The 22,516-nt window shown below is 44.2% G+C and carries 18 protein-coding genes and 1 pseudogene; 12 read left to right on the top strand and 7 right to left on the bottom strand.

The window, feature by feature from the left end:
• Positions 1-64: 64 nt before the first annotated feature.
• Positions 65-1,006: an NAD(P)H-dependent flavin oxidoreductase gene (locus tag BHV83_RS19150; RefSeq protein ID WP_005639018.1), complete on the bottom strand. Its 942-nt coding sequence runs from the start codon at positions 1,004-1,006 to the stop codon at positions 65-67.
• Positions 1,007-1,589: 583 nt separating this feature from the next.
• Here BHV83_RS19150 and BHV83_RS19155 point away from each other — a divergent pair.
• Together BHV83_RS19155 and BHV83_RS19160 are read left to right on the top strand one after the other, a co-directional pair.
• Positions 1,590-3,710 carry a M3 family metallopeptidase gene (locus BHV83_RS19155; protein WP_005650070.1) on the top strand — a complete coding sequence of 707 codons (2,121 nt, stop codon included), beginning with the start codon at positions 1,590-1,592 and terminating at the stop codon, positions 3,708-3,710.
• Positions 3,711-3,732: 22 nt separating this feature from the next.
• Complete coding sequence (locus BHV83_RS19160) at positions 3,733-3,984, top strand: L-rhamnose mutarotase (protein ID WP_119215741.1); 252 nt, start codon at positions 3,733-3,735, stop codon at positions 3,982-3,984.
• A gap of 103 nt (positions 3,985-4,087) precedes the next feature.
• Here BHV83_RS19160 and BHV83_RS19165 read toward each other — a convergent pair whose 3' ends face one another.
• Positions 4,088-5,296 carry a BT3233 family polysaccharide utilization protein gene (locus tag BHV83_RS19165; RefSeq protein WP_005650068.1) on the bottom strand — a complete coding sequence of 403 codons (1,209 nt, stop codon included), beginning with the start codon at positions 5,294-5,296 and terminating at the stop codon, positions 4,088-4,090.
• 47 nt (positions 5,297-5,343) lie between these two features.
• Positions 5,344-5,958, bottom strand: a complete 615-nt coding sequence (locus BHV83_RS19170) for a glycoside hydrolase family 20 zincin-like fold domain-containing protein (RefSeq protein ID WP_046451508.1) — start codon at positions 5,956-5,958, stop codon at positions 5,344-5,346.
• Between the two features lie 173 nt (positions 5,959-6,131).
• On the opposite strand from BHV83_RS19170, the gene BHV83_RS19175 reads away from it, so the two are divergent.
• The 8 genes from BHV83_RS19175 (at position 6,132) to BHV83_RS19210 (ending at position 13,683) form a co-directional block, all read left to right on the top strand.
• On the top strand, positions 6,132-7,463 hold the full coding sequence (locus tag BHV83_RS19175; RefSeq protein ID WP_005642612.1) for a PhoH family protein: 1,332 nt from the start codon (positions 6,132-6,134) through the stop codon (positions 7,461-7,463).
• Between the two features lie 101 nt (positions 7,464-7,564).
• A complete protein-coding gene (locus tag BHV83_RS19180) occupies positions 7,565-7,903 on the top strand; it encodes a DUF3795 domain-containing protein (protein WP_005642614.1) in 339 nt (112 codons plus the stop codon).
• A gap of 170 nt (positions 7,904-8,073) precedes the next feature.
• The gene (locus BHV83_RS19185) at positions 8,074-8,550 is read left to right on the top strand and encodes a DUF456 domain-containing protein (protein ID WP_005642616.1); all 477 of its coding nucleotides are present in this window, start codon (positions 8,074-8,076) and stop codon (positions 8,548-8,550) included.
• A gap of 67 nt (positions 8,551-8,617) precedes the next feature.
• On the top strand, positions 8,618-9,091 hold the full coding sequence (locus BHV83_RS19190) for a PaaI family thioesterase (RefSeq protein WP_005639031.1): 474 nt from the start codon (positions 8,618-8,620) through the stop codon (positions 9,089-9,091).
• Between the two features lie 22 nt (positions 9,092-9,113).
• On the top strand, positions 9,114-9,950 hold the full coding sequence (gene nfo, locus BHV83_RS19195; protein WP_005639032.1) for a deoxyribonuclease IV: 837 nt from the start codon (positions 9,114-9,116) through the stop codon (positions 9,948-9,950).
• Between the two features lie 135 nt (positions 9,951-10,085).
• Positions 10,086-11,495, top strand: coding sequence for a sodium:proton antiporter NhaD (nhaD, locus tag BHV83_RS19200; protein WP_005639034.1), 1,410 nt, complete (start codon positions 10,086-10,088; stop codon positions 11,493-11,495).
• An 11-nt stretch (positions 11,496-11,506) separates the two neighbouring features.
• Positions 11,507-13,147 carry a dipeptidase gene (locus BHV83_RS19205; protein ID WP_005639036.1) on the top strand — a complete coding sequence of 547 codons (1,641 nt, stop codon included), beginning with the start codon at positions 11,507-11,509 and terminating at the stop codon, positions 13,145-13,147.
• A 65-nt stretch (positions 13,148-13,212) separates the two neighbouring features.
• Positions 13,213-13,683: an outer membrane beta-barrel protein gene (locus tag BHV83_RS19210; RefSeq protein WP_022321650.1), complete on the top strand. Its 471-nt coding sequence runs from the start codon at positions 13,213-13,215 to the stop codon at positions 13,681-13,683.
• A gap of 67 nt (positions 13,684-13,750) precedes the next feature.
• Here BHV83_RS19210 and BHV83_RS19215 read toward each other — a convergent pair whose 3' ends face one another.
• Positions 13,751-14,395 carry an HAD family hydrolase gene (locus BHV83_RS19215; protein ID WP_005650064.1) on the bottom strand — a complete coding sequence of 215 codons (645 nt, stop codon included), beginning with the start codon at positions 14,393-14,395 and terminating at the stop codon, positions 13,751-13,753.
• A gap of 382 nt (positions 14,396-14,777) precedes the next feature.
• On the opposite strand from BHV83_RS19215, the gene BHV83_RS19220 reads away from it, so the two are divergent.
• Both BHV83_RS19220 and BHV83_RS19225 read left to right on the top strand, forming a co-directional pair.
• Complete coding sequence (locus BHV83_RS19220; RefSeq protein ID WP_005639043.1) at positions 14,778-16,157, top strand: 3-keto-disaccharide hydrolase; 1,380 nt, start codon at positions 14,778-14,780, stop codon at positions 16,155-16,157.
• Between the two features lie 20 nt (positions 16,158-16,177).
• Positions 16,178-17,518 (top strand): Gfo/Idh/MocA family oxidoreductase, encoded by a 1,341-nt coding sequence (locus BHV83_RS19225; protein ID WP_005639045.1) that lies wholly within the window; start codon positions 16,178-16,180, stop codon positions 17,516-17,518.
• On the opposite strand, the gene BHV83_RS19230 is transcribed toward BHV83_RS19225, so the two are convergent.
• The 3 genes and pseudogenes from BHV83_RS19230 to proS all read right to left on the bottom strand — a co-directional run bounded on the left by BHV83_RS19230 (position 17,519) and on the right by proS (position 22,502).
• A complete protein-coding gene (locus BHV83_RS19230) occupies positions 17,519-19,285 on the bottom strand; it encodes an ArnT family glycosyltransferase (protein ID WP_005642629.1) in 1,767 nt (588 codons plus the stop codon).
• 100 nt (positions 19,286-19,385) lie between these two features.
• On the bottom strand, positions 19,386-20,963 hold the full coding sequence (locus BHV83_RS19235) for a DUF4435 domain-containing protein (RefSeq protein WP_286757906.1): 1,578 nt from the start codon (positions 20,961-20,963) through the stop codon (positions 19,386-19,388).
• Positions 20,964-21,046: 83 nt separating this feature from the next.
• A pseudogene (proS, locus tag BHV83_RS19240) lies at positions 21,047-22,502 on the bottom strand (proline--tRNA ligase).
• Between the last annotated feature and the right edge of the window lie 14 nt (positions 22,503-22,516).

Here is a 22,516-nt window from a genome sequence, read left to right on the forward strand (position 1 = left end):
TGGAACAGTCACTTCTGCAGATGATAGGGCAGAAGTGACGTTGAAAAAACTTTTGTGTCCTGACCTATAACGCCAGTTGTATCTTTTCCATTCCTTTGCGGAAGTCTTCCATGATTTCTTTCATGACTTCGGACACGGTCTGCATTTCGCGGAATAAGGATGCGACTTGTCCGATTTCCAGTTCGCCTTCTTGAAGATTTCCTTCGAAAATACCTTTCTTGGAACGGCCTTTTCCTAACAGTTCTTTCATTTCCTCGGCGGAAGCCCCACGGGCTTCGGCTTCTTCGACAGCTGTAGTGAATTCTCCTTTCACCAAACGGGTGGGGGAAAGTTTTTTCAACAAGAGCTTCGTGTCACCTTCGTTCAGGTTGAGACACAATTGTTTAAAGTTTTCATGTGCGGAACTTTCTTCTGTCAGGGCAAAACGGGTACCGATCTGAACCCCTTCGGCTCCGAGAGCGAAAGTTGCCAGCATGGCGTTACCTGTTCCGATACCGCCGGCAGCAATTAAGGGGAGAGTCGTGGCACGGCGTACAGCAGGTATCAGGCAAAGAGTCGTTGTCTCTTCTCGCCCGTTATGCCCGCCAGCTTCAAAACCTTCAGCAACGATAGCATCGACACCGGCTTGTTCACATTTGACAGCAAATTTGGAGCTGCTGACGACATGGGCGACTTTTATCCCGTGTCCTTTTAGAAAGCCTGTCCAAGTTTTAGGATTGCCGGCTGAAGTGAAAACAATCTTCACACCTTCTTCCACCAATATATTCATCAAAGCGTCGATTTCCGGATACATCAAGGGTACGTTCACTCCGAAAGGTTTGTCGGTGGTTGACTGGCATTTCCGGATATGTTCGCGTAAAACCTCAGGGTGCATGGAGCCGGCTCCTATCAGGCCGAGACCACCTGCGTTGCTGACTGCCGAGGCCAGCCGCCATCCGCTGCACCAAACCATTCCGCCTTGAATAACTGGGTATTGAATACCGAAAAGTTGGCAAATTCTATTCATATTTATCTTTTATTTAGTACATATAGACTGCAATATTAATAAAATATGTAGCTTATTCTTATCATCTATAGCTATATTTGCAACTTGTCGCAAGTTTTAAGTAAAAGCTATTGAGGATGTTTTTCTGTAGGAGATACCGTCTTTTTTGTTGAAATACGTGACTTATTTTGCTTCAAACAGGCAGAAAAAGTGCCGAAGATTCCCGTTTACAGGCTTTTGACACCCGGATGTGAACGGTCTTGACACCCGAGTGTGTGAATGATATCGAGACCCGGGTGTCAATGGTCTTATCTTATTATGTTATTGAAAATAAGTCATATGAAGAAAAATATCGGACAGGTGGTTAGTGATAGTATGATAGATGGAATCGGCATCCATCATACCTACTATCATTGCTTGTGTCTATTGATATTCAATTGATAAAAGGAAATTAGTGATAGTATGACAGTTGTTTTTCAAATTAATCTTAGTAATAGGATAAAGCTGGCCGATGAAGGCTATGCAAAATTTATTTCGGGGAAATTTAAACAGGCTCTTAGTTTAATTCATACCTTTACACCAAGAACAAATAATAATTACAAATATGAATAAAACACTTATGGCTGCTGGACTTGCAGTTGTTTTAGGGGCATGCAATTCATCAAAGAAGAGTGATGGAGTTGATACTTCCGCCGTGAATCCATTCTTTACCGAGTACACGACACCGTTCGGCGTTCCTCCTTTTGAGCAAATCAAAGTAGAACATTACAAACCGGCTTTCCTAAAAGGAATGGAGGAACAAACAGCAGAAGTAGAGGCGATCGTAAACAATCCGGACAAAGCTACTTTTGAGAATACGATTGTTGCACTGGACCGTAGTGGAGAATTGCTTATGAAGGTCGCTTATGCCTTCAGCGGTCAGGCGAGTGTCAACACAAACGACGAGATTCAGGCTCTTGAACAGGAACTTTCACCATTGCTCTCCAAACATAGTGACGATATCAGCCTGAATCCGAAACTTTTTGCCCGTGTGAAGTCTGTATATGAGAATCAGGCGAAGTTGAACTTGGATAAGGAGCAGAAGAAACTGCTTGAAGAAACTTATAAAGGGTTTGTCCGAGGCGGTGCTAACTTAGATGCTGACGAACAGGCGGAGCTTCGTAAACTGAACGAACAGATTTCCATGTTAGAACTGACTTTCGGACAAAATTCGTTAAAGGAGACGAATGCTTTCCAGCTCGTGGTCGATAAGAAAGAAGACTTGTCCGGTCTACCTGAAACATTGATTGCCGCCGCTGCTACTACAGCTAAAGAGGCCGGACTGGATGGAAAGTGGGTTTTCACATTGCATAATCCGAGTGTGATGCCTTTCCTGCAATATGCCGACAATCGTGCTTTGCGTGAGAAAATCTATAAAGCCTATGTTTGTCGTGGCAATAACAATAATGCAAACGATAACAAGGATGTAATCAAGAAGTTGGTTGTCGCCCGTTTGGAAAAAGCCAAATTATTGGGCTATGAAGACTTTGCCGCATACGTGTTGGAAGAAAACATGGCGAAGAATGAAAAGAATGTATACGATTTGTTGAACAAGATCTGGATTCCCGCTCTTGTAAAAGCGAAGGAAGAGCTGGCGGATATCAATGCCGAGATTAAGAAAGAAGGTGGTAACTTCGAAGCGGAAGCCTGGGATTGGCGTTATTATTTCGAAAAAGCCAAGAAAGCGAAATTTGACTTGGACGAAAACGAAGTTCGTCCATACTTGGAGCTTAACAATGTCCGGGAAGGTGCTTTCTATGTGGCGAACAAACTGTATGGCATCACTTTTACTTCGTTGCAGGACATGCCGCTTCCCGATCCGGATGCCCAGGTTTTCGAATGTAAGGACAAGGATGGTACATCTTTAGGTGTACTTTATATGGACTTCTTTACTCGTCCGGGAAAGAGTGGTGGTGCATGGTGCGGTGGTTATCGCGACCAAACGTATAAGGATGGTAAGCGCATAACTCCGGTAGTGACGACTGTGTTTAATTTCTGTAAACCGGCAGATGGACAGCCTGCCTTGTTGAGTGTTGACGAGGCTGAAACTGTTTTCCACGAGTTCGGACATGCTTTGAACGGACTTTTTGCTGATGTCCATTATAATGGAGTGGCTGGTGTTCCCCGTGATTTCGTTGAACTTCCTTCGCAGATAATGGAGCATTGGGTGTTCGAACCGGAAGTCTTGAAAGTTTATGCCAAGCATCATGAAACAGGCGAAGTGATCCCGCAGGCTATTGTCGATAAAATAGTGAAGAGTGGTAGATATGGACAAGGTTTTGCAACAACTGAATATGTGGCTTCTTCTTTGTTGGATATGGACTATCATGTTCTGAAAGAGGTTCCGGTGGATTTGAATATAGAAAAGTTTGAATTAGATGCTATGTATGGTCGAGGTTTGTTGAAGCAGATTGCTCCTCGTTATTGGGGCACATATTTCGGTCATACGATGGAAGGTGGTTATACAGCTGGCTACTACAGCTACATTTGGGCGGAAGTGCTGGATTGTGATGCTTTCGAGGCGTTTAAAGAAACGGGGGACATCTTCAGTCCCGAAGTGGCCGCCAAATTTCGTACATACGTTTTGTCTCCGGGCGGTATTGATGAAGGTATGGATATGTACAAAAATTTTCGAGGTAAGGAACCGGACACGGAGCCTTTATTGAAGAACAGAGGTCTTAAATAATCTTATAATCAGATATTAGAAGATGAAACAGACAGGATATAAGATGAAAGAATATGGTATACCAACAAAGCGGTATTGCCAGACATTGGATCTGAAAGATGATCCCGAACTGATCTCGTTCGATTTTGATTGGGACGAGGCTTTTGCACGGTTGGCTACTTTGCCTCGCCAGGAGGAGTGGGAAACGTATATGTCCATCTTTCAGGTTGCCCGCCCGGGTGCAACATCTGCCGAGAAATGGCGGATGATGGAGCGGATATTTCATTTATATTGATCCCGAAATGGCTGATCTGGCTTAAGAAAATATAGGCGAAATAAAAGAAAAGGGGGCACTTCAATTTTGATGTCCCCTTTTACTTTTTTATTTGGATTTGAATTTATTTTATTGTTACAGTCAGTGGTTCTTTCAGATTTTGCGCGAATTTCTGTACATAATCGAACCATTTGCTGGAGTTTTCAAATCCCCATTTGCTCCAACCGGCACCACTATAATATGTATAGCTACAACCAGGGGTGTAGGTGCTGTAAGCCAAAACATGGCCGTCTGCGCCTCGTTCAGCCTTTTCTTTGTCGGAGAATGTGATGGCTTTAGCTTCGTTAACCTTCTCAGGGAATACGGCTGCTACATAAATTTGTCCGTTTACGGGATCAGCAGGATCGGCATAGGCAATGTAACCTTTTGCTGCGTCGGCCTGATAGTCTTTGCTCGGCTCGTGCAAAACGATACCGGTTACAACCGGGGTCGCTTCGGTCAGATTATCGTAAGTGATTGTGAACTTATTCATTTGGGAACCTGCATCGAGAGAAATTATGCGGTTTTCGATCACATTATTGTTCCCTTTCACAGTCAGAGGATTGTAAACCAGCTTTACAGTGAAACGTAACGGACCGTTGTCTAAAATTTGGTAGTCTTTGTAGCAATACGGATAGACGATAGAGTCGTTTGCTAATAGAGCGGAAGTTCCGGCTCCCAATGTTGGGCCTACCTTATAGTAATCCAATCCGTTACCATGATCGATATGGTAGGAAACAGATTCGGACAATTGCTGTGCTGCTTTTGGGTCGGTCTTGCGCAGTTCTGCAATCTTAGCTCTTGTTTCCGGATCTAGTTCGGTTTTGTAACGCATGTCGACAATCGGTTCGGATACACATTTTACCCAAATATCGCAACCATAAGCTTTCTCGCCGGTAGCTTGCAAGGCCGGACCGTAGGTACGGAAGGCGATACGGTCGTTTTCCCAGGCAATATCGTCCACTCGTTCGGGATATTGTTTACCGCAGGCAATTGTTTTGAACGCTTCAGGTGTTCCTGGGGTGATCTTGTAGGTCACGTTTTCACCCCCCTTGACGGAAACAGGAAAAATAATCTTGTTGTCATACGTTATCTGATAGGGAACTTGCGAGCCTGTATTGTCAGAAATGATGAATGTCTCACCCTTCAGTTTGGTGATGGCGTCCGAAGTGATTTCGGTGATTTCGTTTGTGCGGTCTGTGGTAGACGGATTACTGATGGTTATCTCGACCACCTTCTCTTGCGTGCACGCAAATGCGGAGGCCGCTAACAATAAGCTGAAAATCTTTTTCATAAATTTGTTATGTGTTTAATTTTTATGTATTTGTTGATACTGGTTTCTCAAAATCCGGTTGTAAAAGTAGGAATATTCATTAAGTTTTCAAAAGTAACCATCAGTTTGTTGAGCCGATTTCGGAAATTATCCGCTTGGGTGAAGAAATTTGTTCCAGAAACAAGAATCTTTTCCTCACTCATCAATGAACGGTAGCTGAAACGGGGTTGATCGTCGATTTCGATTGGTGCAATCTTTCCCGATAGAGTCCGGCATACATCTCCTAACAGAATCTGATCTAAGGTCATAAGTCCGTACAGAATGGAACCCTGTGTTGCCCCTTTTATGGAAACTGTTTTCTCGGATACGGATAACAGGTAATGTCCATCTCCTTTGACTGAAGGATCCAGTATGAGGCGAATGACGGAACTGCCGGATCCGGAAGAGGATAGAGTTGGTGTTTTCCCTGTTCTTTGTCTCAAGATGTCTTTTAACTCTGCAATGCAAAAAGCATCCTCCGGCAGATTCGTTTGTATGGTCGTCTTTCCGCTTATGATGAAATCTTTCTTACTTTCGATTTGTTTGACTTGGTTCGGCATAGGAAGCAATGCTGACAAATTATCTTGCGCCGACAAGCATCCGGCAAACAGCAACATGTATGTGATAAGTTTGTATTTTTTCATGAATTTAATTTTGACATTTCACCTGCAAAAATACATAAATAAAGCGGGGCGTGATCTTTGGTTTTTGTAAAAAAGTGGAATTAATTGGTCTATTTGATATATTCTTGGCTTTCGAGGGATAATATCTCGGAAATATTTCTATCTTAGAGGCATAATCATTAAATCGAAAGATCATGGGAGCAAAGAAGAATTTTGTGCTTGACACGAATGTCATATTGCACGACTACAAGTGTATTGAGAACTTTCAGGAGAATGATATTTATCTTCCGATCGTCGTGTTGGAAGAGTTGGATAAGTTTAAAAAGGGGAGCGACCAGATCAACTACAATGCCCGTGAGTTTGTACGCGAGTTAGATACGTTGACCAGCAATGACCTCTTTTTGAAAGGAGCTTCACTGGGACCTGGCAAAGGCACTTTGCATGTGGTGACCGGGGACAAGTATCAGGAGAAAATTTACCAGTCGTTTCCGGAAAAAACCGCAGATCATCGTATTCTGTCGTGTACGCTGTCGGTTGCTGAGTCTGAAAAAGACCGGAAGGTGAAAACCATTCTGGTGACAAAGGATGTGAACCTGCGTATGAAGGCGCGTTCGTTGGGTATCGAAGTGGAAGATTATATAACTGACAAGGTCATTAATGTCGATATTTTCAAACGTGCACAAGACATTTACGAGAATATAGATCCGGATTTGATTGATAAGATGTATGCATCTCCTGATGGCATCGCTGCTGATCTGTTCGATATAAAGTCGAAGCTGGAGCCGAACGAATGTTTTATTTTAAAGAGTGTGCGTAATTCTGTCCTGGCCCGTTATAATCCGTTCACCAATAAATTCAAAAAAGTGGAAAAAGCCAGCAATTATGGCATTCAGCCCCGCAATGCGGAGCAGAGTTTTGCTTTTGAGGTGCTGAATGATCCGGATGTAAAACTTATCGGGTTGACAGGAAAGGCCGGAACCGGTAAAACCTTGCTGGCTTTGGCTTCTGCATTAAAACAGGCGAATGTTTATAAACAGATTCTGCTGGCACGTCCTATTGTTGCTTTGGCAAATAAGGATTTAGGATTCTTGCCTGGCGATGAGAAGCAGAAGGTGGCTCCTTATATGCAGCCCTTGTTTGATAATCTGAATGTTATTAAGGGACAGTTTGCACCCGGTGGATCAGATGCTCGTAAAATAGATGATTTGCAAAAGAACGGGCAACTTGTGATTGAAGCATTGGCTTTCATCCGCGGTCGAAGTCTTTCGGAAACGTTCTGTATTATCGATGAGGCGCAGAACCTGACTCCGCATGAGATTAAAACGATTATCACCCGTGCAGGAGAGGGAACGAAAATGGTATTTACCGGGGATATCCAGCAGATAGACTCTCCTTATCTGGATGCACAGAGTAATGGTCTCGCTTATATGGTTGATAAAATGAAAGGGCAAGAATTGTTTGCTCACATCAATCTGATCAAAGGAGAACGTAGTCAATTGTCCGAATTAGCTTCTGACTTACTCTGATAAAAGAAATATTGAAAAGGAGGTGTGCCATATTATGAATTTTGTCACACCTCCTTTATTATAGTAGTGTTTTTGGAATGGTTAAAGGATTATAACAGACGATGAAACAATTAATTGCATGTTGCGGGTTGGATTGTGAAGGTTGTGATGCTCGCATAGCCACAGTTGGAAATGACAATGAATTAAGAGAAAAGACTGCCCGGAAGTGGAGTGAGATGAACAACGCACCCGAGATTACGGCTGCAACCATAAATTGTATGGGATGTCGGGCAGACGGTGCTAAATTTGCCTATTGTAGCGATTATTGCGAAATCCGTAAATGCGTAAATAAAAAAAGATTGAATACTTGTGGCGACTGTAAAGAGTTGAATAGTTGCCCGATAGTTGGTGCCGTTTTCCTGCATGCCCCTGATGCAAAAGAAAATCTTCTCTTTCGTTAGATACGGATAATGCGACCGTTAAAAAGGATGAAGTGTTCACCGCCAACCTGTCCCTGTTTATGGTGGGTGAGGCAGCACTGAGAGGAAAACGATTCGGATTTATATTTTACTGTTTTCGTGTTTTTTCGTATTATTGCATATGAATACTTATACAGCTAAAATATAACTATATGGATATCTTTCTTATTATTTTGGGGGTACTTTGTTTGCTGGCCGGGCTGGCAGGTTGTTTTTTGCCTGTATTACCCGGTCCGCCTGTTTCTTATGTGGGTTTGTTGCTTTTGCACTTTACGGACAAAATCCATTTCAGTACTACACATTTGATTTTATGGGTTTTTTTGGTCATTATTGTCCAGGTGATGGATTATGTGACGCCCATGTTGGGTACAAAATACAGTGGAGGCGGTAAATGGGGGAATCGGGGATGTATGATCGGGACGATCGCCGGTCTTTTCGTCTTTCCACCCTGGGGTGTGTTGATCGGTCCGTTTGCAGGAGCCGTAATTGGCGAGTTGTTTGGAGGGAAGAAGTCTGCCGAGGCTTTTAAAGCCGGGTTAGGGGCTTTTGTCGGTTTTCTGTTCAGTGTGGTGGTGAAAGTGTCGGTTTGCGGCTATTTTATTTACAGCTTTGTTGCGGCGCTATTTTAATAAACCTTATTTCTGCTTTTTTTGTTACCTTTGTAAATTAATAGGGCTGTGGCAAAAATTATCAAATATGAAAAAGATTATTAATCCCTGGGAAGGATTGGATGGATATATGTGTTTTGGCTGTGCCCCGAGCAATCCGATGGGACTTCATATGGAGTTTTATGAGGATGGCGACGATATTGTAGCTTATTGGGAGCCGGAAGCTCATTATCAGGGGTGGTTGAATACGTTGCATGGTGGAATCCTGACAACATTGATGGACGAATTGGCAGGTTGGGTAGTGCTTAGGAAGTTACAGACTTCAGGAATGACCTCACGCTTGGATGCCCGCTTTCTGAAAAGTCTTTCTACTTGTGAGCCCAGGCTGACAATCAGGGGGCGTATCAAAGACCGTAAACGAAATGCAATCTTTATTGAAACGGAGATCTATAATTCACAAGATGAGTTATGTACGCGTGCCGACTTGGTCTATTTTATAGTTACACAAGAACAGGCGACAGAAAAATTTCATTTTGCAGGATGCAAAGCAGAAGGTGAATAAACAATAAAACATAAATAACATAATGAAGTATATTGGAGCACATGTGTCGGCATCGGGTGGAGTTGAGAATGCTCCAGTGAATGCGAATGCGATTGGGGCGAAGGCATTTGCTTTGTTTACCCGTAATCAGCGTCAATGGAAATCTTCTCCGCTGACAAAAAAGAGTATTTCTCTTTTCAGAGAGCGTTGTGAGGAATTTGGTTATGCGGCAGAATATATTCTGCCGCATGACAGTTATCTGATCAATCTGGGACATCCGGAAGCAGAAGGTTTGCAGAAGTCACGGGATGCTTTCTTGGATGAAATGCAACGTTGTGAGCAACTGGGATTGAATCGTTTGAATTTCCATCCTGGAAGTCATTTGAACCAGATGGAGGTGGAGGACTGTCTGACGCGCATAGCTAATTCGGTTAACTGGGCATTGGATCAGACTTCGGGTGTATGTGCCGTATTAGAAAATACAGCCGGACAGGGAACCAATCTGGGATATACTTTTGAGCAACTTGCTTACATTATCGATAAAGTGGAAGATAAATCCCGTGTCGGAGTTTGTATAGATACTGCTCATACATTGGCTGCAGGTTATGATATCAAGACTGTCGAAGGTTTTACGGAGACATTCCGACATTTTGACGAGGTAATAGGTTTTTCTTATTTGCGTGGCATGCATATAAACGATTCCAAAAAAGATCTGGCTACCCGTGTGGATCGCCATGATAGTATTGGGAAAGGAGTGATGGGATTGACTACATTTAAGATGCTGATGGATGATCCCCGGTTTGATAACATTCCTTTAATTCTGGAAACACCGGATGAGTCTATTTGGTCGGAAGAAATAGAATATCTGTATTCTATATAATAAAAACGAAAGGAGGGGGCTTTTCAGACTATTCTTTTGTTTAACTAAAATTTATAATGCTTTTTGGTATGCAAGAGCTTGGAATGAAAAATTCTTTCTTTTGTGATTTGATAATAAATTTAAATATATTGTACTATGTTTATTTTAATGCCTGTCATCTTTGTTTTAGGGATTCTTGCAATCGCGCTGGAAGATAAGATAAAGATAAATAAAGCTGCGATAGCTTTGTTTATGGCAATATCACTATGGATGATATTGATGTTTGACGCCTATGATATTTTTGTCGAACGCTCCAGTCCTTTGTTTCAGGAGTTTCTGACCCAAAACCCGGAAATGGCAAATGCTCCTCTGAAAGATCAGTTTATTACATTTATTACAAACCGTTCGATTGTTTATCATTTAGGGAATGTATCCGAAACGCTTTTCTTTGTCATGTGCTCCATGCTGATTGTCGATATCGTGGATAAGCATGGTGGTTTCCGGGCTGTTACCGGATATATCCGTACTGCCAATAAAAGGAAATTATTGTGGTATATAAGTTTTGCCGCTTTTTTCTTTTCTGCTTTGTTGGATAACTTGGCTGCTGCTATCGTGATTATGGCCGTGTTACGGAAACTGGTTCCGGACCGGACAGATCGTTTGAAATATGCTTGTATGGTAATTATTGCTGCGAATGCAGGTGGTTCATGGTCTCCGATTGGTGACGTGACGACCATTTTGCTTTGGGTGGGCAAGAACGTCACGGCTATGCACCAGATTTCGCATGTATTTTTTCCGGCATTGATAAACTTGCTTGTGCCTCTGACGATTGCTAATTTTTGGTTGTTTAAGAAAGATGCGACTTTACGTGTGATGAGCGAGGAAGAAATGGCAGACGAATATGCACCGGAAATACCGAATCATTCGCGTCGGGTGATCTTTGTGATTGGTGTACTTTCGTTGGCTTTGGTTCCGGTCTTTCAGATGGTGACAGACCTTCCACCTTTCTTAGGTGTTTTGTTGGGCTTGGTGGTCCTGTGGTTTTATACGGATATCATGTATAGCAAACTGCATATGCACGAATCTAATAAGTTACGTATTTCTCAGTTACTTCCGAACATCGACCTAGCGACGATCTTTTTCTTTTTGGGTATCCTGATGGCGGTAGGGGCTTTGGAAACCTCCGGCCAGTTAGGGTTGATGTCTGCTTTTCTGGATAAGCATGTACATGAACCTTATCTGATCAGCTTTGTGATCGGTGTTTTGTCTTCCTGTGTGGACAACGTAGCTTTGGTTGCGGCAACAATGGGTATGTATCCGATTGTACCGGATGCGGCCAATCTGACTCCTTATGCTCAGTTCTTTGTATCGGACGGAGGTTTCTGGACATTCCTTGCCTACTGTGCCGTGACTGGCGGTAGTATCTTGATTATCGGTTCTGCAACAGGTGTAACGGTAATGGGATTGGAAAAGATCGATTTTATGTATTATACCAAACGATTTTCAATTTTGGCGTTGATCGGCTATTGCTGCGGTGCCGGCGTATATATGTTATTATTTGCATAAACTTTATTTATATGGGAAAAACATGGATTTTGATGGTAACCTGTGCTATTATGCTTTCCGGAATGGAAGCCTTTGCATGCACAGGTCTACTGGTGGGAAAGAAAGCCTCGGTTGACGGCTCTGTTATGATCAGTTATGCGGCAGATTCGCATACGTTATATGGTGAACTGTATCGCTGGCCGGCTGCGACTTGGCCGAAAGGGGCGATGCTGGATATCATCGAGTGGGACACCCATAAACCGTTAGGACAGATTCCGCAGGTTGAACAGACCTATTCTGTAGTTGGTAATATGAATGAACATCAAGTTGCGATTACGGAAAGCACTTTCGGGGGGCGTCCCGAACTAGTTGACACGACCGGTATCATGGATTACGGCAGTCTGATTTATGTCACTTTGCAACGTTCCAAGACGGCGCGGGAGGCTATTCGGATTATGACTGACCTGGTGAAGGATTATGGCTACTATAGCAGTGGGGAAACGTTCTCTATTGCTGATAAGAACGAAGCTTGGGTGATGGAAATGATCGGTAAAGGTCCGGGTAATAAAGGAGCAGTCTGGGTTGCTATTCGCATTCCGGACGATTGTATTTCGGCTCATGCCAATCAATCTCGTATTCAGCAGATCCCGTTTGATGATAAGGAGAACTGCATTTATTCACCGGATGTTGTCTCTTTTGCTCGTGAAAAGGGATATTTCAGTGGCAGGGATAAGGATTTTAGTTTCCAGAAAGCCTATTGCCCGTATGATTTCAGTGCTCTGCGTGGTTGTGAAGCCCGTGTGTGGTCTTTCTTTCGCAAATATGATAAATCGATGGATCAATATATGGATCTGATTAAGGGTGATGCAATGAAGAAGCCTATGCCTTTGTATGTAAAGCCTGATCGTTTGTTATCCGTTCGGGATGTGCAGAACGGTATGCGCGACCATTTCGAAGGAACTGATTTAGATATGACGAAGGATGCCGGTGCAGGTCCTTACAAAGTTCCGTATCGTTGGCGTCCGATGACTTTCGAAGTGGACGGTCAGGAATATACGAACGAGCGTGCGATTGCTACGCAGCAGACCGGTTTTGTGATTGTTCCTCAGATGCGTAATTGGCTACCGGATGCCGTCGGTGGTATTCTTTGGTTCGGTGTGGATGATGCAGACATGGCTGTCTTTACGCCGATCTATTGTTCGGTGACAGCTTCTCCCGAATGTTATCGTGTCGGAAACGGTGATATGATGAATTTTTCTTGGACATCCGCTTTCTGGATTCATAACTGGGTGGCTAATATGGCGTATGGCAAATATAGTTATATGATTCAGGATATCCGTCTTGTTCAGCAGGAGTTGGAGAACAGCTATCAACAGACAATTCCGGCTGTCGATAAGGCTGCATCGGAACTGTATGCCAAGAATCCGGCGGAAGCGGTCAAGTTCCTGACCTGGTTTAGTTCTACTACTGCCGACCAGGCAACAGCCCGTTGGAAGAAATTAGGAGAATACTTGTTAGTCAAATATATGGATGGTAACGTGAAGAAGGAAGAAAACGGACATTTTAAGCAGAATGGTTACGGATTATCCGAATATCCGGATTTCCCTGGCTATGATGAAGACTATTATCGTAGCATTGTAAAAAGTGCAGGTGATAAATTAAAAGTAAAGTAATATACTTTTGTTAAGGAAAAATACTATATTTGGCGATAGATATTGTTGTACTAAATAAGAAAAGTATGAAAAAATTAATTGTTATGTTGATGTTGACGCTGTTTAGTATAGGTGCATATGCACAGACGCAGCAAGGTCAATCCTCGTTTGGCTTCAACTTGGGTTATAATTTTAATGATGTCGGCAATGCTACTATCGGCATCGATTATCGTTATTGTGTAACGGATGCGTTTCGTTTGACCCCGTCTATTACTCATTTAGTAAAGAATGATGGGTTAAGTGCATGGGCAATTGATATGAATGCTCATTATGTATTTAAATTGAGTGAGATGTTCGGTTTTTATCCGTTGGCAGGCTTAAGCCTTTCGTTTTGGAAAGCAGGTCCTTGGGATGCAACTCGTTTTGGAGCCAATATCGGCTTAGGAGGTGAAGTGTATGCGACAGATCGGGTTTCTGTCGGCTTGGAAGCCAAGTATAATATTATAAAGGATTTGGATGCCGCAGCGTTGGCTGTCCGTGTCGGATATAATTTTTAAGTAATCGGATTTTTGTACAATAAGAAGGGGAGTGACGGCACATCCCCTTTTTATTTTTATGTCCGTTCTACCACTGTTTGTATTCTTCGAACGTAATGTTTTGGAAGTCGGGTATGACCTGATAAACTTTGTCTTTTAAAGACTTTTCGGAATTGGTTGTGCTAAGTCCGATAACCCGCATACCCGCATTGGTCCCGGCCTGTATTCCGGCAAAAGAGTCTTCAAATACCAGACTGTCGGAAGGTGATACATGCAGATCGGAGGCGGCAAGCAAATAACACATTGGATCGGGTTTCCCTTTTGTGATCCGGTCGGCACTCACGACCGTATCGAACAGATTGTCGAGTTTCAAAAGGCGGAAGGCCCGTTTTAGCTTGGCATCGTCGGAACTGGTGACCAAACCGACTTTTACATCTTTACTTTTCAGAAGATGGATAAACTCCATCGCACCCGGAACCGGTGGAAAAGGCATCTGCTGTTCGAATTCCATTGATTCGCGGATTACTTTTTCCTTAAATTCTTCAGATCGGTCGGAAAAATACTTCTCCAATATATAAGGTAATGTCGTCCCTTTGATGTGGGATGCGAAATTGGGGATTCCCGTCTGATAGCGTTTTCCTGCTTCATTCCAGTAAATATCGTAAATAGGTTCTGTGTCTACAACCACACCGTCGAAATCAAAAAAGGCAGTCTTCATAAACTGTTGTTTCATAAAAATCAATTCGTTTATAATAAGGTCATTTGTCTGCAAATATACTTCTTATTGGGATACAGGAGAACAAATTTGTAAATCTTATTTACTTTATTCTTTTATTGCGTAATAAAAAATGGCCTTACTGCCATATTATTCTTAAATCAATGGCAGCGACTATGTAATTGGCTGCAGTGATTATATAATCGCCGACTCTGATTTTAAAATAATAGCAGGGAGAGTGGGAAATAGACGGCTTGTAAAGAGCTATTTTAGTGTAGTTATTCTAACTTTTTTGAGATTTAATGCAATGATAGTGCAAAAACTTATATCTTTGTGCACGTACACATGTTTGTTAACTAAAGGAAATTATTGTCTAACTAATTATAGTATCAGAAAGCAAATGAAAGCGTATTTGAAATTAGCAGCTTTGTCTCTGACTTTGCTGTGTGGTGCCTGCCAACCTAACGACGGATGGCAGCAATTGTTTAATGGTAAGGATTTTACTGGCTTCAAGCAGTTGAATGGTAAGGCTCCCTATCGTGTAGAGAATGGATGTATGGTCGGCCAGACTGTGGATAAAGAACCGAACAGTTTTATGGCGACAGAACAAACGTATGGTGATTTTATTCTGGAGTTTGAAGTGAAATGTCATCCAGACTTGAATTCCGGGGTGCAGTTTCGAAGCGAAAGTAAGCCGGATTACAACAATGGACGTGTGCATGGCTATCAGTGCGAAATTGACCCGTCCGACCGTGCTTGGAGTGGTGGGCTTTATGATGAAGCGCGACGCGGTTGGCTGGCTCCTTTAACGAATAACGAAGCTGGACGAGCCGCCTATAAGAAAGATGATTGGAACAAGTATCGAATTGAAGCTATCGGCAACAGTATCCGCATCTGGCTGAATGGTGTGAACACTTCGAATGTAGTAGATGATATGACACCGGAAGGCTTTATCGCTTTCCAGGTACATGGCATTTTCGGGAAAACGGAGAATGTCGGCAAGGAAATTTGGTGGCGTAATATCCGTATTAAGACGGAAAATCTGGAGGCAGAGCGTATGCAAGGCCCGTTAGCTCCGGAAGTGAACTGTATTCCGAATACGCTGACAGAAGCAGAAAAAGCGGCTGGTTGGAAACTGTTGTTTGACGGTAAGACTTCTAACGGATGGCGGGGTGCCGGACAGGAAACATTCCCTGAAAACGGATGGAAGATTGAAAATGGTGAATTGACTGTTATGAAGAATGGCGGTCCGGAAGGTAAAAGAGGTGGTGATATCCTGACAGTCGATGAGTTTGGCGCCTTCGAGCTGAGCTTTGAGTTCAAGTTGACGGAAGGTGCAAATAGCGGTATGAAATATCTGATTCAGGAAAGCAAGAAGAATAAAGGCTTTGTGATCGGTCCGGAATACCAGGTTCTGGATGACAAGCAACATCCGGATGCCAAACTGTACACGACTTATCCTGGTAGCCGTACGGTTTCCAGCTTGTACGATATTATCCCTGCGAAAAACAAACGCTTCAATGGTGTCGGACAGTGGAATAAGGGAGTTATCAAAGTATTCCCTAACAAACATGTCGAACATTGGATGAACGGCTTTAAGACCGTTGAGTATGATTGGGCTTCGGATGCATTCTTGGAAGTCGTGAAGGGAAGCAAATTCGCGAAGAAGGAATATGCCGAATTTGGACCTTTCGGTACTGCTGAAAAAGGTCATATCCTTTTGCAGGATCACTGGGACGAAGTTTCTTTCCGGAATATCAAGATTAGAGAACTTAAATAGTTAACTAAAAAATAGGAACCATGACAACACGTAGAGATTTCCTTAAACACAGCGCCTTAGGTGCAGCAGGTCTGACTATTGGCGGACTGGGATTCAGTACAGAGAGTTTCGCTAACATAATGGGCGCAAACGAGAAGATTCGTGTGGGTATCGTCGGCTTTTCAGACCGTGCCCGCCATTCTTTGATTCCTGCTTTTATGGCCTGTGCCGATGAGTTAGGCTTTGAAATCGTCGCTATTTCCGACATTTGGAAACGGCGTAGAGAAGAAGGTGTTGCTTTCTTCCAGGAGAAATATGGAAAGAAAGTGAAAGCATTCCGTAACAACGAAGAACTGTATGACGCAAAAATGTGTGATGCCGTGATCGTTGCCACATCCGATTTCCAGCATGCTTTGCACTGTATCGAAGCGGTTAAAGCCGGATGCGATGCCTATGTAGAGAAACCTTTTGCTGAAACGATGGAAGATGCTCGTGCTGCCCGCAAAGCTGTGTTGGAAAGTGGAAAGATCGTGCAGATTGGTTCCCAACGCCGCTCGGCCCCAAACTATCATGCTGCCAACGACTTTATCCGTTCTGGTAAGTTTGGCAAGATCACGATGGTGGAAATGTGTTGGAACGTTAACCAGCCCGGACGCTGGCGTCGTCCGGCTTTGGTCGCACAATGTTTTGAGAGGGATACTGATTGGAAGCGTTTCCTGCTGAATCGCCCGTACGAAGAATGGGACCCGCGTAAGTATTTGGAATATCGCCTGTTCTGGCCGTATTCTTCCGGCATTCCCGGCCAGTGGATGTCACATCAGATCGATACGGTACACTGGTTTACTGGTTGCAACCACCCGAATAGTGTCGCAGCCAATGGTGGAATCTATCAATGGAATGACGGGCGCCGCAGTTATGATACGATGACGGCTGTGTTCGATTATGGAAAAGCAGGCGAGAATTTCCAGGTCGTATATTCTTCCCGTATGCATAACTCGGCAGGCGGAACAAAAGAATTGTACTTCTCCAATGGCGGTACGTTGAACCTGGATACAAATAAAGTGACATCGGAAGGTGGTTTGACCAAACGTTTCGCGGATGAAATGGGAATGCAACCGAACCTGTTGGAAGAATTCAAATTGCCTTCTATCAAGGTGGAAACGGGTTCCAATACAGGAGCCGATCCAATGACAAACCTGCATATGCGTAATTGGATGGAATGCGTGAAAAGCCGCAAGCAACCGAATGCTCCGGTAGATGCCGGCTATAATCATTCTATTGCCAACATCATGTGTACGGCTTCTCTTCGGACAGGAGAAAAAGCTACATTCGATGAAGCAAGACAGGAAGTGCTTGCCGGTGGCAAAGTCTTTAAATATTGATTATTCGTTTCGTAAGAAGCTGCATAGTACGATTCTTTGACGTACGTCGGCAATAACATTCTTTGTGGAGGTAAGTAGACTGAATGTGTACTTATCTCCATAATTTTTTTGTACAGTTTCCAAGTCTTTCACGGTACAGAAAAAGAAGCCGCTTACCGGCTGTTCCTGCCCGAAATTATGGAACTTGTTGCCCAAATAGAAATTCAGCCCGTAAAGATTAGCATATGTCTTCAGATCATTCATTACATACATATTCATGTCATCCAACGGATATTCTTTCTGAACCTGCTTGGCAAACGGACGGGCGGAGCTTCCCTGGCGTATGCCGCGCATGACAACCCCGTCGATCAATAAGTTAATGGCAAAGGCCAATGCAATCGTGGCATACAGGATCTTGATGTTGATCTTCTTGAACATCTGATAATAGACAGTCGCCAGAATAGCCAAAAGGACTATCAGGATGCAAATTGTCAGTCCGCAGGGATATGCGAACATATTCGATACCAACTCGACCATTTCCAGTGTCGATTGGTGGCTTGTGTACTGACTCGCAATCTTGACAGGATCGATTGCTCCGGCCATTGTCAGAGCGACAGCAATCATGACGACGGCAGTAATGGAGGCCATGAAAGCGGCAAATACTCGGGTTACCTTCGTCCGGTATTCCGTAATGTATAATGTATATTGAGCCAAGAAAATAGCAATAAACGGATATGCCGGCATCAAGTATACGCTTCGTTTGCTGGAAGGTATCGAATAGAAGAAAATTATACAAACCAATGCAACTAAGCTGAACAGTTTCTCTTTTTCCATCGATCGAATATTATTCCAAGTGTTAGCCAGTATCTCTTTCACCGACTTTTCTGGTTTGTGCAGTTTTAATCCGAATAAAGAGAAAAAGAAGAAGATCGTCCAGGGAACAAATCCCGCAGCCAGTGTCATGAAATTATACCAGACTCCGTTTTCATGCCCTAAATTGTAATGGATATCAGGCGTGCTGAGGTGGAAGAAACGACCGAAATTCTCTGCTAACACTACATTCAGGAACGTATCGCCTCCCTGTTTCCAGGCAGCGACATACCACAATAGAGGCAGGAATATCGAAGAAATACCAGCATAAAGAAGTGCTTTGAATATCACTAAATAAGAGTATTTACGAAGCATCAGCAAATAGACACCGAAAACAAATAGCGGCAGGATAATACCTACAGGTCCTTTTGTCAGTACGGCACATCCCAATAAGGCCGGAATGGCGATCGGCACCCCTTTTAACTCCAGTTTGTCTTCCCACCTGTATAGCTGATAAAGCCCGATCACTATAAAGGTTGTCAGCAGCATGTCCACACGCGTGGTCATAGCAGCCCGGTGTATCTCGATACAGGTGATGAGCAATAGCGTGGCGATGAATGCCTGCTGGAACCGCAACCGCTTGCCAAAGAAAACCAGTGTGAAACCGATCAGTATAATAAAAGCCAACGCAGACGGCAGGCGGGAGGTGAACTCTGAAACATATCCCTGCGGCAGGGAAGCGACTGCCATCAGCCAATGCGCCAACGGTGGTTTGTAGGCAAATTCGTTCGCATAGACCTGTGGCAAAACCCAGTTGTCGGTTTCGAGCATGGAAACGGCAACCGCCGCTTCGCGAGGTTCTCCCTTAGTCGAAAAATCTCCCAGCCCGATCCAGGGAAGGACAGAGATTATGCAAATGACAATAACCATCGTTACCGGCTTTTGCAGATAAAGATATTGAAGAGTAGGTGTGCGCATAGTTTAAATCGGTAAGGAGCTTCCGCCCCGTTGCATATATTTTTCTAAGTTACAAAAGAACGACTTTTTACGGACTTTTTGTTCATTTCGGGAAACTTTTTTATGTTCCTAAACATTCTTTGATGGAAGTCCGGATGACAGTCGCATCTTCTTTATTCTCTTTCAGAATGGAAAGGACGAGGTTTAAATAACTCTCCTTATTGCTGATACCACAATATTTGCAGAGTTGAGACTGAGGCAACATCCCTTTCTGATTGTAAACGCGAAGGATGTTTTTGTAATCTCCGGTTTCGGCAAACCGAATGAATTTCTCCTTGATTCCCGCATATATTTCGTCTACATGTACGGTGTTGCGGATACTTTCCACATGTTCGGTCAGTTCGTCCACCGTACTCATCTTCCGGTTCAGAGCCGTTTCCAGCTTTTTCTGTACGCGATGGCGGGCATGAAGCAGAACTTGGCTTTCGAGGTCTTTCAGGAAAAGTTTGATCACGTTTTCTTTGACCTGATTGAAGACCAGTTCGGGATCTTTCATCAGACGGCCGGCAACGGTCTTGATAACAGGCTCCAGCATCAGCAGGTTTTCCACTTCGGCAACGTTAGGAACATAGATATGCTGTTCGCGCAGGTAAGCTATTTCTCCTTCCGTGCGACGGTCACGGTCAACGATCCCTTTGGAATCCAGCGTATGGAAATCTTTCAGTTGGGCGAAAGCCTTTGTCGTTTCGATTACTTTTTGGCAACCTCCCATCGGTTTTACCTTGTAGTCGGGAAAGATAAGCGGGTAGAGGCGGCTGTCTATGCTGTTGGAGTCGGTCCCTTCGATGAATAAGATCGGTTTGCGGCTGCCTAAGATCTCCATATAGACCTCTTCCGGGAAGCTGTCATTGTTTTCGATCAGTTCGTAGTCCCATATCCGGGAGTCTCCATTGTAAGAACGTATCCAGAGGCGCTTGCTGTTGTCGCGGGAGGCGGCGAAGTCGATGTCGTGCGTTAGATACACGTATGTGCAGTCCGGGCGCATGGCTTCTATCTCGTCCCACAAAGGATTTTTGATGGAGTCGTGGAGCAGGACTTCCGGCTCTTCAATGATTAACAACGCATTGTCGGGAGCACAGAGCACGGCGCCTATCAGATAGAACACCAGTTTTTCACCGTCGCTCATCCGGCCGGCCGTATAAGAGTCTCCGTCGATGCTGGTGGAGGTTAGTTCAATAAAACCCGATTTGCGTACCAGGCGGTTATGCGGGAACATCTTCTCCCAAATCGTCTGGATACGGTCTATCTTGGTAACCGGCGGCAATAGATCAGGGGCCAGCTTGCTTTCTTCTTTATACTGGACGGCAGCTTCGAATTCTTCCGTTTGCAAATGCAGGATCAATTTTTCATATTCTGACATACGCGGCATGAAAAGTCGCTCCGCAATCATGGACTGAAGCCGTGTCAGCTCGTTGCCGTTGGCAGGAGCCTTGTTCTCTTCGCTGCTAAGGAAGAGGGAATGCATTCCGGATATCCATACGCTTTGTCCGGCGTAGCGTTGGTGCAAGTTTCTGCCGAAGGAGCTTTTACCGGCCCCGTTTGCCCCGATTACGACCAGCACTTTTGTGTCAAGGGTAACGGGGGCTGAAGTATTTTGATTGGTACAATTAGTTTCCCCAAAGGTAAATAAAAATTTCATTGGTAGGAAACAAAAATTCCATAAGCATGGAACAAGAGTTTCATGCTTATGGAACTTTATTTTCTTTTGTATGTACGGACGGTTTAGTAAGCTCGTGCGAACAATACGCGCTGTGCGGAAGGTCTGCCGGTCACCATGCATTTGCCCGGAGTCTTGTCGCCTTCCAGCGGAATACAGCGGATCGTGGCTTTCGTTTCGTTCTTCACCTGCTCTTCCGTTTCGGGCGTTCCGTCCCAGTGAGCCATGATGAAGTAGCCCTCTTCGATCTTTTCCTTGAACTCTTCGTAGGTGTCGACTGTAATAGTCTTTTCCGTGCGATGGTCGAGTGCTTTCTGGAAGATGTTCTTTTGGATTTCTTCCAACAGGTTCTGAACGTATGTTTCGATGTTGTCGCAAGTTACGGTTTCTTTCTCCAGTGTATCACGACGCATCACTTCGATCGTATTGTTTTCCAAGTCGCGTCCGCCCATAGCCAGACGTACGGGAACGCCTTTCAGTTCGTATTCGGCGAACTTCCATCCCGGTTTCTTGTTGTCGGCATTGTCGAATTTGACCGAGATGCCTAACGCTTTCAGCTTGGCAACGATGCCGTTTACCTTTTCGCTGATCTGCGCCAACTGTTCTTCGCTGCGGTAGATCGGGATGATTACCACTTGGATAGGAGCGAGGTGAGGCGGCAATACCAGACCGTTATCGTCGGAGTGGGACATGATCAGGGCGCCGATCAGACGGGTTGAAACCCCCCATGAAGTCGCCCAGGCGTAGTCGCTCTTTCCGTTCTTGTCGATAAAGGTAACGTCGAACGCCTTGCCGAAATTCTGTCCCAAGAAGTGGGAAGTTCCAGCTTGCAGCGCTTTTCCGTCCTGCATCATCGCTTCGATCGTGTAGGTGTCCAATGCACCTGCGAAACGTTCGCTTGCAGATTTGACACCTTTGATGACCGGCATCGCCATATAGTTTTCGGCAAAGTCAGCATATACACCTTGCATCTTCTTTGCTTCGATTTCGGCTTCTTCACGTGTCGCGTGGGCAGTATGTCCTTCCTGCCACAGGAATTCTGCGGTACGAAGGAAGAGGCGGGTACGCATTTCCCAACGCATCACGTTCGCCCACTGATTACAAAGGATAGGCAGGTCGCGGTAAGACTGAATCCAGTTGCGATAAGTGTTCCAGATAATTGTCTCGGAAGTCGGACGGATGATTAGCTCTTCTTCCAGCTTGGCGGCCGGGTCGACCACGACACCTGTACCGTCATGATTTGTTTTCAGACGATAATGTGTTACAACGGCACATTCTTTGGCGAAGCCTTCTACATGTTCGGCTTCCTTGCTCAGGAATAGCGTTTACGTGGCCTGTTTCCTTGAACATATCGTCGAGGATACGTTGCATCTTTTCCCAAATTGCATATCCGTAAGGCTTGATCACCATACAGCCGCGTACTGCAGAATTCTCTGCCAGATCCGCTTTGATTACCAGATCCTGGTACCACTGCGAGTAGTTCACACTTCTCGGAGTCAGTTCTTTCAGCTCTTTTGCCATTTCCTTATAATTCT

This window comes from Parabacteroides sp. merdae-related_45_40, from assembly GCF_001915675.1.

Excerpts from the sequence above, each read along its gene's own strand:
- BHV83_RS19150 (WP_005639018.1), bottom strand. The coding sequence starts at position 1,006 with ATGAATAGAATTTGCCAACTTTTCGGTATTCAATACCCAGTTATTCAA.
- BHV83_RS19155 (WP_005650070.1), top strand. The coding sequence starts at position 1,590 with ATGAATAAAACACTTATGGCTGCTGGACTTGCAGTTGTTTTAGGGGCA.
- BHV83_RS19160 (WP_119215741.1), top strand. The coding sequence starts at position 3,733 with ATGAAACAGACAGGATATAAGATGAAAGAATATGGTATACCAACAAAG.
- BHV83_RS19165 (WP_005650068.1), bottom strand. The coding sequence starts at position 5,296 with ATGAAAAAGATTTTCAGCTTATTGTTAGCGGCCTCCGCATTTGCGTGC.
- BHV83_RS19170 (WP_046451508.1), bottom strand. The coding sequence starts at position 5,958 with ATGAAAAAATACAAACTTATCACATACATGTTGCTGTTTGCCGGATGC.
- BHV83_RS19175 (WP_005642612.1), top strand. The coding sequence starts at position 6,132 with ATGGGAGCAAAGAAGAATTTTGTGCTTGACACGAATGTCATATTGCAC.
- BHV83_RS19180 (WP_005642614.1), top strand. The coding sequence starts at position 7,565 with ATGAAACAATTAATTGCATGTTGCGGGTTGGATTGTGAAGGTTGTGAT.
- BHV83_RS19185 (WP_005642616.1), top strand. The coding sequence starts at position 8,074 with ATGGATATCTTTCTTATTATTTTGGGGGTACTTTGTTTGCTGGCCGGG.
- BHV83_RS19190 (WP_005639031.1), top strand. The coding sequence starts at position 8,618 with ATGAAAAAGATTATTAATCCCTGGGAAGGATTGGATGGATATATGTGT.
- nfo (WP_005639032.1), top strand. The coding sequence starts at position 9,114 with ATGAAGTATATTGGAGCACATGTGTCGGCATCGGGTGGAGTTGAGAAT.
- nhaD (WP_005639034.1), top strand. The coding sequence starts at position 10,086 with ATGTTTATTTTAATGCCTGTCATCTTTGTTTTAGGGATTCTTGCAATC.
- BHV83_RS19205 (WP_005639036.1), top strand. The coding sequence starts at position 11,507 with ATGGGAAAAACATGGATTTTGATGGTAACCTGTGCTATTATGCTTTCC.
- BHV83_RS19210 (WP_022321650.1), top strand. The coding sequence starts at position 13,213 with ATGAAAAAATTAATTGTTATGTTGATGTTGACGCTGTTTAGTATAGGT.
- BHV83_RS19215 (WP_005650064.1), bottom strand. The coding sequence starts at position 14,395 with ATGAAACAACAGTTTATGAAGACTGCCTTTTTTGATTTCGACGGTGTG.
- BHV83_RS19220 (WP_005639043.1), top strand. The coding sequence starts at position 14,778 with ATGAAAGCGTATTTGAAATTAGCAGCTTTGTCTCTGACTTTGCTGTGT.
- BHV83_RS19225 (WP_005639045.1), top strand. The coding sequence starts at position 16,178 with ATGACAACACGTAGAGATTTCCTTAAACACAGCGCCTTAGGTGCAGCA.
- BHV83_RS19230 (WP_005642629.1), bottom strand. The coding sequence starts at position 19,285 with ATGCGCACACCTACTCTTCAATATCTTTATCTGCAAAAGCCGGTAACG.
- BHV83_RS19235 (WP_286757906.1), bottom strand. The coding sequence starts at position 20,963 with ATGAAATTTTTATTTACCTTTGGGGAAACTAATTGTACCAATCAAAAT.